General features: G+C 36.1%; 16 protein-coding genes. 4 read left to right on the top strand and 12 right to left on the bottom strand.

Annotated elements, in window-relative coordinates; all coding sequences use genetic code 11:
* Positions 1-125 precede the first annotated feature (125 nt).
* The 10 genes from pcsB to yfmF all read right to left on the bottom strand — a co-directional run bounded on the left by pcsB (position 126) and on the right by yfmF (position 9,174).
* Positions 126-1,319 carry a peptidoglycan hydrolase PcsB gene (gene pcsB / locus F9B91_RS05100; RefSeq protein WP_150922678.1) on the bottom strand — a complete coding sequence of 398 codons (1,194 nt, stop codon included), beginning with the start codon at positions 1,317-1,319 and terminating at the stop codon, positions 126-128.
* A 93-nt stretch (positions 1,320-1,412) separates the two neighbouring features.
* The gene (gene mreD / locus F9B91_RS05095; RefSeq protein WP_150922677.1) at positions 1,413-1,907 is read right to left on the bottom strand and encodes a rod shape-determining protein MreD; all 495 of its coding nucleotides are present in this window, start codon (positions 1,905-1,907) and stop codon (positions 1,413-1,415) included.
* Positions 1,907-2,725, bottom strand: a complete 819-nt coding sequence (gene mreC, locus F9B91_RS05090; RefSeq protein WP_150922676.1) for a rod shape-determining protein MreC — start codon at positions 2,723-2,725, stop codon at positions 1,907-1,909. The genes mreD and mreC overlap by 1 nt, the downstream gene beginning before the upstream one ends.
* Positions 2,726-2,783: 58 nt before the next feature.
* Complete coding sequence (locus tag F9B91_RS05085; RefSeq protein WP_150922675.1) at positions 2,784-3,578, bottom strand: energy-coupling factor transporter transmembrane component T family protein; 795 nt, start codon at positions 3,576-3,578, stop codon at positions 2,784-2,786.
* Positions 3,571-4,410 carry an energy-coupling factor transporter ATPase gene (locus tag F9B91_RS05080; protein WP_150922674.1) on the bottom strand — a complete coding sequence of 280 codons (840 nt, stop codon included), beginning with the start codon at positions 4,408-4,410 and terminating at the stop codon, positions 3,571-3,573. Before F9B91_RS05080 ends, F9B91_RS05085 begins: the two co-directional genes overlap by 8 nt.
* A complete protein-coding gene (locus F9B91_RS05075) occupies positions 4,395-5,222 on the bottom strand; it encodes an energy-coupling factor ABC transporter ATP-binding protein (protein WP_150922673.1) in 828 nt (275 codons plus the stop codon). Before F9B91_RS05075 ends, F9B91_RS05080 begins: the two co-directional genes overlap by 16 nt.
* Positions 5,219-5,764 carry a CDP-diacylglycerol--glycerol-3-phosphate 3-phosphatidyltransferase gene (pgsA, locus tag F9B91_RS05070; RefSeq protein WP_084887682.1) on the bottom strand — a complete coding sequence of 182 codons (546 nt, stop codon included), beginning with the start codon at positions 5,762-5,764 and terminating at the stop codon, positions 5,219-5,221. Before pgsA ends, F9B91_RS05075 begins: the two co-directional genes overlap by 4 nt.
* Positions 5,765-5,774: 10 nt before the next feature.
* Complete coding sequence (gene rodZ, locus F9B91_RS05065) at positions 5,775-6,602, bottom strand: cytoskeleton protein RodZ (RefSeq protein ID WP_084887680.1); 828 nt, start codon at positions 6,600-6,602, stop codon at positions 5,775-5,777.
* Between the two features lie 41 nt (positions 6,603-6,643).
* Positions 6,644-7,927, bottom strand: a complete 1,284-nt coding sequence (gene yfmH / locus F9B91_RS05060; protein ID WP_084887677.1) for an EF-P 5-aminopentanol modification-associated protein YfmH — start codon at positions 7,925-7,927, stop codon at positions 6,644-6,646.
* Positions 7,924-9,174: an EF-P 5-aminopentanol modification-associated protein YfmF gene (gene yfmF / locus F9B91_RS05055; RefSeq protein ID WP_150922672.1), complete on the bottom strand. Its 1,251-nt coding sequence runs from the start codon at positions 9,172-9,174 to the stop codon at positions 7,924-7,926. Before yfmF ends, yfmH begins: the two co-directional genes overlap by 4 nt.
* Positions 9,175-9,332: 158 nt before the next feature.
* Here yfmF and yaaA point away from each other — a divergent pair, with 158 nt between their 5' ends.
* Both yaaA and recF read left to right on the top strand, forming a co-directional pair.
* Positions 9,333-9,701 (top strand): S4 domain-containing protein YaaA, encoded by a 369-nt coding sequence (gene yaaA, locus F9B91_RS05050; protein ID WP_084887673.1) that lies wholly within the window; start codon positions 9,333-9,335, stop codon positions 9,699-9,701.
* 2 nt (positions 9,702-9,703) lie between these two features.
* Entirely contained in the window at positions 9,704-10,801 is a 1,098-nt protein-coding gene (gene recF, locus F9B91_RS05045) for a DNA replication/repair protein RecF (RefSeq protein WP_150922671.1), read from the top strand.
* A 50-nt stretch (positions 10,802-10,851) separates the two neighbouring features.
* On the opposite strand, the gene guaB is transcribed toward recF, so the two are convergent.
* A complete protein-coding gene (gene guaB, locus F9B91_RS05040) occupies positions 10,852-12,330 on the bottom strand; it encodes an IMP dehydrogenase (protein ID WP_084887668.1) in 1,479 nt (492 codons plus the stop codon).
* A 151-nt stretch (positions 12,331-12,481) separates the two neighbouring features.
* Positions 12,482-13,507 (bottom strand): tryptophan--tRNA ligase, encoded by a 1,026-nt coding sequence (trpS, locus tag F9B91_RS05035; RefSeq protein WP_084887666.1) that lies wholly within the window; start codon positions 13,505-13,507, stop codon positions 12,482-12,484.
* A 205-nt stretch (positions 13,508-13,712) separates the two neighbouring features.
* On the opposite strand from trpS, the gene F9B91_RS05030 reads away from it, so the two are divergent.
* On the top strand, positions 13,713-15,335 hold the full coding sequence (locus F9B91_RS05030) for an ATP-binding cassette domain-containing protein (RefSeq protein WP_000958772.1): 1,623 nt from the start codon (positions 13,713-13,715) through the stop codon (positions 15,333-15,335).
* Between the two features lie 61 nt (positions 15,336-15,396).
* The gene (locus tag F9B91_RS05025) at positions 15,397-17,940 is read left to right on the top strand and encodes a YfhO family protein (protein ID WP_150922670.1); all 2,544 of its coding nucleotides are present in this window, start codon (positions 15,397-15,399) and stop codon (positions 17,938-17,940) included.
* Positions 17,941-17,947 lie beyond the last annotated feature (7 nt).

Raw genomic sequence — 17,947 nt, 5'->3', positions numbered from 1 at the left:
TCACACGACAAGTTTCATTTTACCATACTTTTTCAATATTTTCAAGCTATTTTAGTAGATTTTTAAAGCAAGGTAACTATATAAATCATAAAAGAGGCTCAAATCGAGCCTCTTCGGTTTATTCATTAGTTTGGATAGATATATGTTACAAAACCTTCTGAAGTTGTAGTAGGATTGAACCAACCACGTTTATTTCCGATTGTACGATTTCCACCATAGTTTGATTCAGATACTTGGATACTTGTTGATGATGAAACAGCTGTAACCACGGCTACGTGTCCATATCCACCATCATTCCAACATGCAATAGCACCAACTTGAGGTGTAGATCCTGTACGGAATCCTGCTGCAGCTGCACTTGTAGCCCACTGTGCTCCATTACCCCAGTAGTCTCCAGCCCAAGGCGCCAATGTTTTAGCTCCCCATGTACACTCACCAGTTGGATAACTTGAAGCGTTTGTACTGTATGTTGGACGATGTTTTACTGGTGCAGGAGTGTAGCTTGAAGATGATTCAGATGAACTAGATACTGCTTGAACTTCTGCTGTAAAAGTTGTATTCCCAGAAGCAACAACTGTTTGTTGTTGACTTTCTTGTTTAGCTTTGTAAGCTGCTTCTGCTTCTGCAGCTGCTTTAGCTTCTGCTTCCGCTGCTGCTTTTTTCTCAAGTAAACTTGCTTTTTCATCCTCTGCAGTAGCCTTTTCAGCAGCAAGATTCAATTCTGCAGCTTTCAATTCAGCTTGTTTTGTAGTTAATGTTTGAGCATCATCAGCTAGTTTTTGCTGATTTGAAATAACTGTATTAATTGCATCATTGTTTGCTACTTGTTTTTCAGAAATAGCTTTTTTATCTGCTTTTTGTTGTTCCAACATTTTGTTGTTTGCAGACACGATTTCACTCATTGCAGCAACACGTGAAATAGCTTCTGTAATTGATTTTGAATTCACAATTGTATTGATGTAATTTGTTGCAGCTCCATTTGTTTGAGCACTACGAGCTTGTTTTTGCAATGAATCATTGCGAGATACAATATTCTTAGAAAGTTCTGTAATTTCACCCTCAAGCTTTTTAGATTCTGCTTGTAGTCTATCATTTTCAGATTGCAAGTTTGATTGCTCTGTTTGAATAGCAGATACTTGCTCCTGAATTTGATCAACTTGTTTTTGGGCTTCCTGTTGTTGTGCTGTTAAGTTACTAATTTTATTATCTTGAGCAGCAATTTTGTCATCAGTCGTTTCTGCATGCGCAGTTGTTAAAACAGCTACTTGAGAAACCATTACTGTACTTAGTAAAAGTGACGCTAAGATTTTTTTCTTCATATTTCGTAGATACTCCTTCTTTTAAAGACACTACTAGTATACCAAAAAAAGGCCTAATGAATATTACGCCTTTGTTACATTTTTATTTCTTTCTTATAGGTAAATCTTTTCAAAAATAAACTGAAAAATAATCATCCATATAAGGTTCAAAATCATTGATGGTACTAAACTATAGACTATAAATAAAGACATACCATCCACAGTTAAACCTACCACTAATGCAAGTATATAAGCTCCCATCTCAAATAGAAAAGTCATGACAATAATTGCCAACATTCTCGTCCAACGATTCAATAAAATAACACTATTAAATTTATGGAGAAATACTCCCAACAAGACGAACAACAAAGTCGCAATCCCTATTAGATGGAAAAAGTAAACATCGTAAACCAAGCCTATCACAAAACAATAGACTAGGTAGAGATACTCTGATACTTCTATCGTCTCAAATAAGAGAAATAAAAACAGAAAGTGACTAGCCAAATGTACATGGGGGAAAAATGAGCCCAGAAGCTGGCTAATATGGGCGTCAATTAGAACAAAGAAAGGAAGCAATAAAAATACTCCAACTCGCTTCAACTGTCTCATTATGAATTCCCCACTAATTCTATCACACTCACATTATGAGTATCTGCACTTAATTTAACAGTTACTTCTCGTGTCAAGTAGTCCATACTATGCGTTGTGGCAACCACTTCACCAACAGGAATATCAGCAACGTTAAAGTTTCCTAATCCACCAGTGGTCACCTTATCTCCTGCACTAATATCGCTACTACTATTTAATTGACTAATTTTTAGAACTTCATTTTCCTTGTCATAGCCAACAATAATCCCATAAATTGTAGTAGAACCATGTTGAATTTTAACAGAAATCTTATCAGCATTTTCCGTATTTGTCAGAAGGTTGACCATAGTAGAGTTGTCCTCCACTTTTGAAACACTCCCAATCAAACCACCATTTGCAATGGCTAACATATTTTCAGAAACCCCTTTTGATTTACCTGCATCCAGGGTCAATTCCTGCTTCCAAGATACTGGAGAACGCATAATAACATCTGCTGCTAAAGTCTTTGTAGCTTGCAATTTGGACTTCATATCAAGCAATTGGCGCAGTTGTTCATTTTCTGTCTTTAAACTTTCCGCCTCATTTGATTTAACTTCTAATTGGTAAATCTGTTTCTTCAAACTTTCATTTTCATTATATGTTCGTGTCAAATGAGCCAAATCTGATTTGACAGAATCAAACCACTGAAAAGGTTTTTGAACAACCCTATCAACCAATGAGATTCCATCTCCTAATCTTGTCACAATTGTACTTGAATAAGTCGTCGCTAAGAGAGCTGACACAAGCAGAACAGTGACAAAAACAATAATGACATATTTTGATTTTTTAAAACGGTTCATATCCCTACCTTTATATCAAAAACTGTTACAGTAACTTTTTATCAATTCCTGAAATCTACTAAGATTTTAAGAAAAATAAACAACAACCAAGTACGAGAACAACAAGAATGGTCAGCGTATCCTTTCGAGTCCATTTCAATTGTCTGTATTGACTTCTACCTTTTCCACCCTGATAACCACGCGCTTCCATGGCGATAGCCAAGGAATCCGCACGTTTTAAACTTGTCGCAAAAAGAGGAATCAAAATGGGAATCATCGCCTTCACCTTTTGAACAATGCTTCCTTCACCAAAATCCACTCCACGCGCTTTCTGTGCATTCATAATCCGCGTCGTATCATCCATTAAGGTAGGAACAAAACGCAAACTCATAGATAGCATTAAGCCAATTTCATGAACTGGAACTTTCACACGCTTTAAAGGTGCTAACAAAGCTTCGACAGCTGATGCCAAACTTAAGGGCATGGTCGTTAAGGTTAACAAAGTTGAAAAGAAAATAATCAATACAAAGCGACAAAAAATAATTCCAGCTTGTTGCAAAGCATAATCCGTAATTCTCACAAACGAAAACTCAAATAAAACATTCCCATTAGAAATGAAAAACAGTTGAAAAATAGTTGTGAAGGCAATCAAGAAAAACATAGATTTCAAGCCCTGAATAAAGAATGAAAGAGATACTCCTGACAAGGCAATAAATATCCCTGTCACTATAAAAAGAATTAGATTCGTCAAGGGATTATTAGCCCAAAAAACGATCAAAATCAGTAGCATCATAGCCAGTAATTTGCTGCGTGGATCCAATCGGTGAACTATCGAATCCCCTGGGATATAACGCCCCAAAATCATACTATCCATTTAGCGACTCCTTGAACTCCTCTATCTTAATCGGTAATCGTTTAAATGACACGCCTCTATCAGCCAATCGTTTACAAAAGGCTGTAATTTTAGGTACTCCCAACTGCACTTCTTCCATAAAGACAACATCTTGAAAGACATCACTTGGTTTACCACCCTTAACTAAACGTCCCTTTTCCATCACATAGACTTGATTTGCATATTCAGCAACATCATCCATCAAATGTGTTACTAAGACGATGGTCATCCCTGACTGATGGAGCTTTTTGAACAAATTCATCAACTCTTTTCTTCCCAGAGGATCCAGGCCTGCTGTGGGTTCATCTAAGACTAATATAGCTGGCTCCATGGCAAGTATACCTGCAATGGCCACACGTCTCATTTGTCCACCTGACAGCTCAAACGGGCTACGATCAAAAAGTGATTCATCAATTCCAACCAGAGCCAGTTTCTCACGCGCAATCTGCTCCGCATCTTCTTCAGAAACTCCAAAATTTTGTGGTCCAAAAGCAACGTCTTTCAAAACCGTTTCTTCAAAGATCTGATTTTCAGCAAACTGAAATACCAAGCCAACCTGTTTTCTAATTTGACGAATATCTTTATTTTTAGAAGTCGAGGTGATTAAGGTATCAAAAACCCGCACACTTCCTTGACTTGGCACCAATAAACCATTTAATAGTTGCAAAATGGTTGATTTACCACTACCTGTGTGGCCAATTAAAGCCGTATAAGAACCATCTTTAATCGTCAAAGAAACATCCGACAAAGCTGCTGAAGCTAAGGGAGTCCCTTCTTGATATGTAAAACTCACATTTTCTAGAGCAATTCCCATAGCTTATCCTCTAGCTCACTTTCTGTCAAATAATTTTCAGGCAAATCATAGCCATTCTGGCTCAAAGAATGTTTTAATTGATTAGCAAAAGGATCGTCTAATCCAATTTGATCCAAATCATTTCGAGAGAAAAGCTCCCTTGGACTACTAGTTGATTCAATTGACCCTTTTTTCATAATCAACACACGATCACTCTTGGCAACTTCTTCCAAATCATGTGTAATGGAAATGACCGTCATATCATAGTCTTTCCGAATTCCTTTTACTGTCTCAATCAATTCTCTACGTCCCTCAGGATCCAACATACTCGTTGCTTCATCTAGGATTAAAATAGCTGGTCTTAGGGCTACAACACCTGCAATGGCCACACGTTGCTTTTGGCCACCTGACAGACGAGCTGGCTCTCTCTTTTTAAAGTCCAACATGCCAACCAAATCCAGAGCTTCTTCCACTCTTTTTTTCATTTCTTGACGAGAAAGTCCCTGATTTTCCAAACCAAAGGCAACATCATCTTCAACAGTCGCTCCAACAAATTGATTGTCTGGATTTTGAAAAACCATACCGATTTGACGACGTATATTCCAAACATTTTCCTCAGTCAAACGTTGGCCATCAATTACAATCTCTCCGGATTCTGCTTCCAGTAAACCATCAATTAATCGAACCGTCGTTGATTTACCACTACCATTATGCCCTACAATCGAAAGCCATTCTCCACGTTTCACGTGAAACGTAATATCCTTCACATCGTAGTATTCCTGATTTTCCTTATAACGAAAAGAAAGATTTTTTACATCAATTATTGATTTCATTTCGAACCAAATGTCCCTTTAAATACATAGGCACTACCCTTGAAATAATCATAGCCAGAGTAGATAGTGAAAAACAAGGCTACATAAAGTAGAACTTGACCAAGCAAAGTCCAATGTAATAGCAAGAAAATAATCGCAAACATCTGACTGAAAGTTTTAATTTTTCCAGGCATGGCTGCTGCTAAAACTGTTCCACCAGTTTCAACTAATAAAAGTCTTAAACCTGTCACAGCCAACTCACGACAGATGATCACTGCAACAATCCAAGCTGGAGCCATACCTAACTCAATCAGCATAATAAAAGCAGACATAACTAGTAGCTTATCCGCCATAGGATCTGCAAATTTACCAAAATTACTGACCACATTCCATTTACGAGCTAAATATCCATCTAAATAATCTGTAATACTGGCAATAGCAAATATAATAGCTGCTACTATATGACTTTCTAGCGAATTTCCTATCGTTAAAATAAAGATAAAAATAGGTATAAAGAGAATTCGACCTATTGTTAAGAGATTGGGAATTTGTTCTTTTTTCATTCGTTTTTCCTTAATTTTTAGTAAAGGTTACAGTGATTTTTCCAGTCTGAGCTGTTAATTTCGATAAGTCAACAGTCTGATTATCTACTGTTAAAGCAACACCTTTGACAACACCTAAAGTAATGGTCACAGGATTTTTTGTTGAAACTGTTGTTTCCGCACTTTTATTATCTGGTGATAAGGTCACACCACCCTCAAGATCACTTTCTGAAACACTAACCCAACTTCTAGCATCTGAGACTGATAATTGTAATTTTGCAGTTTCCTTGCTCGTTTTATAAGCAACTTCTACTCTATTTCCTTCACCTGATACACTTATAGCAGGTTCTATACTTGAAGAACTACTTGATGAACTACTGCTTGAAGATGAAGTTACAGAACTAGTCGAGCTTGTTGCTTGGACCACACTATAACTAGACGCAGACGAACGCTCCGGTTGAGTCTGGAGATAATTCCAAACATAATAAGTCACAAATATTACAATCGATAGGGCAAAGAGTATAAAATAAAATAAAGGTAAAAATGATGTCCTATTTTTCTTACTTGAGCGTCTCCTACCTGCCAACTCCTCTTCATCAACATCTACTTCCTCATAAGTAATCATGCTCCCAGAATCATAAGCATCCAAGACAATTCGCTCATCAAGTTCAACTGCCCACGCATACTTTCTCAAAAAAGAACGAGTATAAAATGGACTAGGAAGTTGATCAAAATCATCATTTTCCATTGCCTCCAACATATCCAACTGAATTTCTGTTTTTTTATGTAATTCTTCTAAAGTCAACCCTTGGTTGGTTCTAGCTAAACGTAAAACCTCACCAATTGTTTTTTTCCTCATACTTGTCATTCCTTCTTTCTAGTATCGATTATGATAGATCTCTACGATGGGAATATTGTAAAATCAACTATATCACCATCATCTATTAAATGATGTCCAGCATCAAGGACATCCTCTAAAGTAATTTCCTGTAAAATTTTCGGCAAATCAAAAATTGTCTCACCCTGTCCAAAAGCATCATATTGCGTTGCAATAAATTCAAGAGAGTTCATGCTACTGAAAAATTCTCCAAACATCTCTCTTTTGATAATATCTAAATGATCCTCTGTAATATCTAAATCCTTTGTGAAATTACGAATAGCCTTCCTAAACTGGTGAGATAAAGCAACTGGCTCTTTTGTATCCATTGTCAACATAACAAAATGAAAGCGACTTGTTACTTCAACTTCCAGAGATAAGGAAGAGTCAATTTTACCTGATTCATATAGTTTTTGAAAACGATCCGAAGTCCAACCAAACATCATTGCAAATAATAATTTTAATAAAATATGATGTCGATAGCAATCCGCTTCAGCAACTTCTCGCTTACCTCTAATCCCAATCGCTAGCTTAGGAGAAGATACTTCCATTCTCATACTGTCTGTTTGCTTTACAGCCTGTAAAACAAACTTTTCTCTTGCTCCATCCTGAACATCTAAATCTTTCAGTTCTTTGCTTTCAAAATAGTCCTGTACTCGTTCCACATCAAAATTACCAACTAAAAACAGAGACATGTTTACAGATTTGTAAAATCTTGTAAAATTTTCTTGTAAATTAGTTAGATTGATTTGGGAAATGGACTCCTCGCTTCCAACTATATCCGTTGCTAAAGGTGTGCCAGGATATAAATTCGCTAGAGTTGAAAAGAATAAACACGAATCTGGATCATCTTGATACATTTCCCGTTCTTGCTGGATAATATCCTGCTCTCTCAGAATCGAATCTTCGGTGAAATGTGCTGATGTTACCAATTCATCAAGTAAGTCTAAATTTTCTAAAAAATAATCCGTTGCTGAAAAAAGATAGCTTGTTTTTGTAAAGCTTGTAAAGGCATTACTATCTGCACCTAGACTCGTAAAAGCCGATATCAAATCACTAGCATCTTCTCTCTCAAATAATTTATGTTCAAGAAAATGAGCAATTCCCGCAGGATATTCTTTTACATCTCCGTCAACTTCTATGACAAGCATATCTACCGAACCAAACTGAACAGTGACACTCCCGTAAACCTCTTTAAATTCCTTTTTAGGCAAAAGAGCAACTGTCAATCCGTTGGCCAAACGAGTTCGATAAACCATTTCTTTTACAGCTGGATAGTATTTTTCTTCAAAAACAACCTTTGTCATTCTATTCCTTCCATAAAGTAAATCGCTTGTAGTTTCACATTATTAGCTGCTCTACAAATAGCATCTTTGTCAACTTGCTTGAGTTTTGCAATCCAACCTTTAAAGTCTGCTGAAGATTTTCCAAGTAAGGCATTTTGATAAGCACGTTCAATCAATGAACCTTGATTATCTTGAGAAAGCAACAAAGACCGACGAATCATTTCCTTGGTCTGCTCTAGCTCAAGCTCTGTGAAATAACCTTTTTTTAAATCAAGCAGTTGATTATTCATCATTTTTCGAGCCTGATTCCGATTTTCTCGATCAATGCCAGCATACATCCTCAAGAATCCACTAAACAAATCGAGCTGACTTGAAATAGTATAAGCCAATCCAGCATTTTCACGGACATTTGTAAATAGTTTAGAGTGAGCAAATCCACCAAGTAAACCATTCATTACAATCATGGGTAAATGTTGCTCATCACCGTATTCAGAAGGACAATGATAACCTAATTCCAAAATGGATTGTCCCACATTTTTCCGAACCATACCTTCCTGCAGGATATTGGAATAATGTTGACAATACTGAACCTTCACATCTCCTTTTCGACCTTTAAAGCCAAATGATTCTAATACATTTTGAATTTCAACCTCATTAAAGTCACCTAGGAAAAAGAAATCTATTCGATCATTGGCCAAAAATTCTTGGAAACAAGAATAAGAACTCTGTGGAGTTTCATCTAAAATACGATTTCGTAAATCACTATATTCCAATTGGAGACGTTCGTCATGAAAAAATATTTTGTCTAATTCTTTATGTGAAAAATAAAAAGAATCATCCATATCAACTGCTAAACTTGCTAGCAATTGCTTTTTCTCAATTTCAAATAAGGCTGGATCAAATCCATTATCAACTACTACGGGGGAAAAAAGAGTTTCTTTTAAAAGTTCCAAAACCTGAGAAGTTAGCACATTTTTCTTACTTAAAAACTCATCACGAACATAGTTAAATGTCAATTCTACAATATGACTTTGCCCTCTTCTGAAACAATTGGTTGACATATCTGTACCATATAGACTGGCCAAATGTTTTCTCAAATCTTGAGCAGTAGGATACATCTGATTAGCAGTCTCTAGCATACTCGCACTCAACATGCGACCTGCAATCGTATCAAGAGATAATGGAGCGGTAAAACGCACGGTGATTTTGTTCGTTTTAAACTTTTTTGATTGGATAAAATGTGTTGAAATTCCATGCACTAACTCCATGATTTACCTCCTTATATACAGACTTCTATTATATCACGAAAACCTGAAATTTTCTTGTTCTCTGTAACACTTTTGAAATAAAAATCGCTTACATTTCTCCCTGTTTCTCTCACTATTTTTAGGAAAATATGGTATAATACCAAAGATTGAGGTGAATTATGGAATACAAATTATTTGAAGAATTTATTACCCTCCAAGCACTACTCAAAGAACTTGGAATTACACATAGTGGAGGAGCTATCAAATCATTTCTCTCTGAACATTCTGTTTACTTTAATGGGGAATTAGAGAGTCGTCGTGGTAAAAAACTTCGTATTGGTGATAAAGTTGACATCCCTGACATGAATATTGACATCTTGTTGACACAACCTACGTCTGATGAGCAAGAGGAATACCAAGCTGATAAAGTTGAAAAAGAACGAATTGCTAAACTTGTTAAGGAGATGAATAAGGGTGTAAAAAAAGATAAATCAAAACCTACTTCATCACCCAAAAGCAAACAAGCTCCGCGATTCCCTGGTAGATAATCATGTGGCTACAACACCTATCTCTCAAGACTTTTCGTAACTACAAAGAGACGAAAATAGACTTTAATCCTAAATTAAATGTCTTTTTAGGACGCAATGCACAAGGAAAAACAAATATGTTAGAGGCTATCTATTTTTTAGCCTTAACACGTAGTCATCGAACTCGAACAGATAAAAATCTCATTCATTTTAATGAGGAACAACTTCACCTTTCAGGTCTTGTTCAGAAAAAAACTGGATCCATTCCTCTCGAAATCGAACTAACACAAAAAGGACGTGTGACAAAAGTTAATCACTTAAAACAGGCGCGCCTTTCAGATTATGTGGGACACATGAATGTTGTTTTATTTGCTCCGGAAGATTTACAACTAATTAAAGGTGCACCTTCGGTTCGACGAAAATTTATTGATATGGAGCTTGGGCAAATTAAGCCAATCTATTTATCAGACTTAACAAATTATAACCATATCCTAAAACAAAGAAATACCTATCTAAAATCAGCTCAAAAAATAGATAAAACCTTCCTTTCAGTACTAGATGATCAGCTAGTCGATTATGGATGTCGTGTAATGAATCACCGCTTAGATTTCATAAAAAAACTAGAACATTTTGGTCGTAAGAAACATTTTGAACTTTCCAATCAGATTGAAGAGTTGTCAATATCCTATCAATCTTCTGTCAATATAACTGACAATCAAAACTTATCCGAATCTTTCAAAATTGCTTTAGAAAAAAGTAGATCCAGAGATTTATTTAAAAAGAATACTGGTGTCGGTCCTCATCGAGATGACATTTCTTTTTATATAAATGGGATGGATGCTAGTTTTGGAAGTCAAGGTCAACATCGCAGTCTCGTCCTCTCTATAAAATTAGCAGAAATCGAGTTAATGGAAAGCATTACTACAGAATCTCCAATATTACTGCTTGACGATGTTATGAGCGAACTTGACAACACTAGACAACTAAAATTATTAGAAACGATTTCTCGTTCAATCCAAACCTTTATCACAACAACAAGCTTAGACCATCTTCAAAATCTGCCAGAAAATCTAAGTATCTTCACTATTCAGGATGGTAAAGTTTCTGTAAATTACAATTGACAATATTGTAAAAGAACTCCTGTTTCCACGGGAGTTCTTTTCATTGTTTTTTACATAGAATAATTTGGTGCCTCATTCGTAATTTGTACATCATGAGGATGGCTCTCTTTCAAACCAGCACCAGACATTTCAATAAATTGAGCATTATCGTGTAGTTCTTTAAGGTTAGCTGCACCACAGTAACCCATACCAGAGCGAATACCTCCAATCATTTGGAAGACAATATCAGCTGCAGCACCTTTATAAGCAACACGACCTTCAATTCCTTCTGGAACAAGTTTATTTGCTTCATTGACAGAACCTTGGAAGTAACGATCGCTTGAACCTTTCTTCATTGCTGCGATTGAACCCATACCACGGTAAGTCTTGAACTTACGTCCTTGGAAGATTTCAGTTTCGCCTGGAGCTTCATCAGTTCCAGCAAACATTGATCCAAGCATAACTGCATTTCCACCTGCAGCAAGGGCTTTTACAATATCTCCAGAATACTTGATTCCACCGTCAGCAATGATCGTTTTACCATATTCACGCGCAACAGCTGCAGCATCGTAGATAGCTGTTACTTGCGGAACACCAACACCAGCAATCACACGAGTAGTACAGATAGAACCTGGTCCAATACCAACCTTAACAACGTCTACACCCGCTTCATAAAGTGCGCGTGCACCCTCAGCTGTTGCAATATTTCCAGCAATCAAAGTACGATCTGGGAAGTGAGCACGAATCTCAGCAATTTTACGCAAGACACCTGCAGAATGACCATGCGCAGTATCAATAACAATTGCGTCAGCTCCTGCCTCAAAAAGAGCCTCTGCACGTTCAAATGTATCTGAAGTAACACCTACTGCACCTGCAACTAGAAGACGACCAAACTCATCTTTAGCCGCATTTGGAAACTCAATAACTTTTTCAATATCTTTGATAGTAATCAAGCCAGAAAGACGTCCTTCTTCATCTACCAAAGGAAGTTTTTCAATACGGTGTTCTTGAAGAATACTCTCAGCTGTTGTAAGATCTGTACCCACAGGAGCAGTCACAAGATTCTCACTGGTCATATGATTTGAAATTGGTTGGTTATAATCTGAAATAAAACGAAGATCTCGGTTTGTCAAAATACCAACTAATTTACGATTTTCAAGTGTTTCAACAACTGGAACACCACTGATACGGTAACGTCCCATAAGCTCATCAGCCTCAGCAATTGTATGTTCAGGTGTCAAGAAGAACGGATCAATAATAACTCCATTTTCAGAACGTTTTACCTTACGAACTTCCTCTGCTTGTTGAGCAATTGACATGTTTTTATGGATAACTCCGAGACCGCCTGCACGAGCAATAGCAATGGCCATTTGACTCTCTGTAACTGTGTCCATGGCAGCGGTAATAATTGGGATATTTAAAGTCAAATTATCTGCCAATTTAGTTGTTAAATCTGCATCGTTAGGCAACACATGACTTTCAGCTGGAATAAGCAATACATCATCAAAGGTAAAACCTTTTTTCAAAAATTTAGTGTCCCAATTAGACATTCGAAGTTTCCTCTTTTCTTTCTTTTTGAGCTTGACTCTTTTTATATTGTATCTATCATACCATTCTATAAAAATTTGTCAAATGTTACAGGGGTAAATAAAAAACTATCTTTTCTTTGAGATAGAAATGATAGTTTCTTGTAAAATAAACTTATTTGAAGTAATGAAGTCCCATTGCCCCTTTAACCTCAGATAGGGTTTGACCCGCAACTTCACGCGCTCTTTCACTACCTTTTTGAAGCATATTATAAACTTCTCCCATATCCTTAGCAAATTCAATACGGCGCTCACGAATAGGACCCAGTTCACGTTCTAATATTTCAAGTAGATAACGCTTGGTCTTCACATCACCAAGACCACCTCGTTGATAATGTTCTTTCATGTCAGCAATTTCTTGAGCATCTTCTGGACGACCAAAAACATCTAGATAATGGAAAACCATATTTCCCTCAATCTTACCTGGATCTTCCACCCGAATATGATCTGGATCTGTATACATACTCATCACTTTTTTACGCAAAGTATCCGCATCATCAGCTAAATAAATACCATTATTGAGTGATTTAGACATTTTAGCATTTCCATCTAAACCAGGCAAACGCCCTGCTCTCTCATTTTCTGGATAAATACCTTCCGGCTCTACCAAGACATCACAGTTATATGCGTTGTTAAAAGAGCGAACAATTTCACGAGTTTGCTCAATCATTGGTTTCTGATCTGTCCCAACAGGAACATAATTAGCCTTGAAAGCTGTGATGTCAGCTGCTTGAGCTATTGGATAGACCAAGAATCCTGTCGGAATGCTTTCTCCAAATCCTTTCTGAGCAATTTCTGTCTTGACAGTTGGATTACGCTCCAAACGTGCTAATGAAACCAGATTCATATAATACATAGACAACTCAGCCAACTCTGGAATCTGGCTTTGAATAAAAATAGTTGACTTATTTGGATCCAATCCAACTGCAAGATAATCCAAAGCCACATTTCCGATAGACTCTACAATGGTTTGAGGATCTTTGGCATGATCTGTCAAGGCTTGTTGGTCAGCCAAGAACACAAACATATCATACTTATCCTCTTCCTGTAATAATACTCGATTTTTGAGACTTCCAACATAATGTCCAATATGCAATTTTCCTGTTGGACGGTCTCCTGTTAAAATAATGGGTTTAATCATTTTATTCTCCTTCGATATAGTTCCTTCAATTATAGCATTTTTTTAATGAAATAACCGCAATTTATCAAAATAAATCGGCCTTGCTATTGATGTTTTTGTGTAAAGGAAATTGTAAATATAATTTACACAAAATTGACAGATAAAAATTTGAATATTTCCGTATTTTCTAGTAGAATAAATATATTACACATATAGGAGAAAAACATTGCTTACAGTATCTGATGTTTCACTACGTTTTAGTGATCGCAAACTTTTTGATGATGTCAATATCAAATTTACAGAAGGAAATACTTATGGATTAATCGGTGCTAATGGTGCCGGAAAATCAACCTTTTTAAAAATTTTAGCTGGAGATATCGAACCTACTACTGGTCACATCTCTCTTGGTCCAGATGAACGTCTCTCTGTTCTTCGTCAAAATCACTTTGACTATGAAGATGAACGTGCCATTGATGTTGTTATCATGGGAAATGAAAAACTTTATAGCATCATGAAGGAGAAAGATGCTATCTACATGAAAGAAGATTTCTCAGATGAGGATGGAGTGCGTGCTGCCGAACTCGAAGGAGAGTTTGCCGAGCTTGGGGGCTGGGAAGCAGAAAGTGAAGCCTCTCAACTACTTCAAAACCTAAACATTCCAGAAGAATTGCACTATCAAAACATGAGCGAATTGGCCAACGGTGAAAAAGTAAAAGTTCTCCTAGCCAAAGCACTTTTTGGTAAACCTGATGTTCTTCTCTTGGACGAGCCGACCAATGGTTTGGATATCCAATCAATTACATGGCTAGAAGACTTCTTGATTGATTTTGATAACACCGTTATCGTAGTATCCCACGACCGTCACTTCTTAAACAAAGTATGTACTCACATGGCCGACCTTGACTTCGGAAAAATCAAACTCTATGTCGGAAACTATGACTTCTGGAAGGAATCTTCTGAACTCGCTGCTAAATTGCTAGCAGACCGTAATGCCAAAGCAGAAGAAAAAATTAAACAATTGCAAGAGTTCGTTGCTCGTTTCTCTGCTAATGCTTCTAAGTCAAGACAGGCAACATCACGTAAGAAAATGCTTGATAAGATTGAGCTAGAAGAGATTGTACCATCTAGTCGTAAATATCCATTTATCAACTTTAAAGCGGAACGTGAAATCGGTAATGATCTCTTGACAGTAGAAAATCTAACTGTAAAGATTGATGGTGAAACTATCTTGGATAATATTAGTTTCATCTTGCGTCCAGGTGATAAGACAGCACTTATTGGACAAAATGACATCCAAACGACTGCATTAATTCGTGCAATCATGGGAGACATTGACTATGAAGGAACTGTCAAATGGGGAGTGACCACTAGTCAATCTTACCTGCCAAAAGATAACTCAGCTGATTTTGCAGGAGGAGAATCAATTCTTGACTGGTTGCGTCAATTCGCAAGTAAAGAAGAAGATGACAATACTTTCCTACGTGGTTTCCTCGGCCGTATGCTCTTCTCTGGAGATGAGGTTAACAAACCTGTAAATGTCTTGTCAGGGGGAGAAAAAGTTCGTGTCATGCTTTCAAAACTCATGCTCTTAAAATCAAATGTCCTTGTACTTGATGATCCAACCAATCACTTGGACTTGGAATCTATCTCAAGCTTGAACGATGGATTGAAAAACTTTAAAGAATCAATCATCTTTGCCAGCCATGACCACGAGTTTATTCAAACTCTAGCTAACCATATCATTGTCTTGTCTAAAAATGGCGTCATTGACCGTATCGATGAAACCTATGATGAATTCCTAGAAAATGCAGAAGTACAAGCAAAAGTTAAAGAACTTTGGAAAGACTAAATAAAACTTCAAAACTCAGTTGGGTTAACCAGCTGAGTTTTCTAACATTTTATGAGGTAACATGAAATTATTTTTTAAAACATATTGGACCTATTTTGTTTCTTTCATCATTCCCATAATCATTATGATAGGAGTATATCTATCTCAAGGTATCTACTGGAATAGCGACAATTCTCCTCTATTAGGAGATGGCTTTCATCAATACGTTATTTTTGATATAGCTCTAAGAAATATCCTACATGAAAATGGTAGTCTGTTTTACACCTTTACAAGTGGCCTCGGATTAAATTTCTATGCCCTATCTAGTTATTACTTGGGAAGTTTCCTTTCACCTCTAGTTTACTTTTTTGATCTAACGAATATGCCAGATGCTGTCTATCTGACAACTCTCTTAAAATTTGGATTGATTGGTTTGTCAACTTACTTTAGTTTAAATAAATTATTTCAATCGATTCCTAAGCCTTTAAAACTAGCTTTATCTACTTCCTACGCTCTGATGAGTTTCACTGTCAGTCAATTAGAGATAAAAACTTGGCTAGATGTTTTTATCTTGATTCCTTTAATTATAACTGGTTTACAGCTACTTATCACTGAAAAGAAATTACTATTGTACTTTACAAGTCTGTCAATTTTGTTTATTCAAAATTATTATTTTGGCTATATGACAGTATTGTTTCTTATTCTCTGGTATGTCTGTCAAATTTCTTGGGACTTTAAAACTCGAAAATCATCTTTTCTTGATTTCATAATCACCTCCGTTTTAGCTGGTATGGCTAGTTTGATTCTGACTCTTCCTACTCTATTTGATTTACAGACACATGGGGAAAAATTAACTGGAATTACAAAGTTTCAAACTGAAAGTAGCTGGTATCTTGATCTCTTTGCTAAACAATTCATTGGTTCCTTTGACACAACAAAGTATGGGGCCATCCCAATGATTTTTGTTGGACTACTTCCCTTTATTTTGACCATTTTATTTTTTACGCTGAAATCTATTAAGTTTCACGTGAAACTTATCTATGCAATCTTCTTTGCATTTCTAATTGCAAGCTTTTATATAGAAGCTCTTGATTTATTTTGGCAAGGTATGCATACTCCAAATATGTTTTTACATCGCTATGCTTGGATTTTCTCTACCTTGTTAATTTACACAGCAGCGGAAGTCTTAAATCGTCTGAAAGAACTTAAAGTCTGGAATTTTTTAGTTTCACTTTTTCTTCTAGTAACAGGGGTTTTAACTACCATCTATCTAAAATCGCATTATTCTTTTTTAACAGATTTGAATATTCTACTTACTCTTGAATTTTTGGTTGTCTATTCGCTTTTACTCCTTGCAGTTATCAAAAAGTTTATCTCTGTAAAACTGTTTGCCATTCTAATCTCTTTATTTATAATGGTTGAAATAAGTTTAAATGCTTCATCTCAAATGGACGGAATTGCTAAAGAATGGGGCTTTGCTTCTCGAAGTGCATATAATCGAGATATCCCAGCTATGGAATCTTTCTCAATATATATTGGAAATCAATTTACTCGTACTGAAAAACTACAAACTCAGACAGGAAATGACAGTATGAAATTCAACTACAATGGAATCTCTCAATTTTCATCTGTTCGAAATCGTTCAGCAAGCTCTACTTTGGATAAACTTGGGTTTAAATCCTCTGGGACCAATCTCAATCTCCGTTATGCCAATAATAGTATTTTGGCTGATAGTTTATTTGGAATCCAATACAATATCTCAGAAAGTCCTATTGATAAGTATGGTTTCCAAGATGTATATCAAAAAGATAATCTTACCCTATATGAAAATCAATTCTCTCTTCCGATTGCATTTGCTAGTCAATCTGTTTACAATGATGTCAAGTTCAATGAACATACCTTGGATAATCAGGCCTCATTTTTAAATCAACTTGCTAACGTCAATTTTGATTATTTTTCTCCAATCCCTTATGACAAAACAGAAAATACTAATGATTTGATTAGTGTTACAAGTTCTTCAAATGAGGATGCAGAAATCCAGTATCAAATTGAAGTGCCAGAAAACAGTCAAGTTTATCTTTCTTTCACAAACCTTCACTTTTCTAATGACAAACAAAAAAAGGTTGACATCCTTGTAAATGGGGAAAAGAAAACTTTTACAACTGATAATGTCTTCTCCTTCTTTAATCTAGGATATATTAAAGAGAAAAAAACTTTCAATATTAATGTTAGTTTCCCTGGAAATTCACAGGTATCATTTGAATCTCCTACCTTCTATCGTTTAGATACCAAAACTTTTACCGAGGCAATTCAAAAAATTAAAGAACAACCTGTCACAGTATCAACTTCTAAAAACAAGGTCTTTGCTACATATGATGTCAAACAAGATACGTCGATTTTCTTCACCATTCCTTATGACAAAGGTTGGTCTGCCTACCAAGATGGGAAGAAAATAGAAATTAAACAAGCTCAAACTGGTTTTATAAAAGTTGACGTTCCTAAGGGAAAAGGAACTATTACACTTTCCTTTATTCCCAATGGGTTTGTTGTTGGAGCAATCTGTTCCTTTACTTCTCTTTTACTATTTGGAATCTATAATCACAAACGAAAGTCATCTAAGACATAAAAAAATC

Source organism: Streptococcus mitis (genome assembly GCF_008763935.1).
Lineage (GTDB): Bacteria > Bacillota > Bacilli > Lactobacillales > Streptococcaceae > Streptococcus > Streptococcus mitis_DB.
The sequence above is the reverse complement of the archived record's forward strand: the minus strand, read 5'-3'. Positions and strand labels throughout refer to the sequence as shown.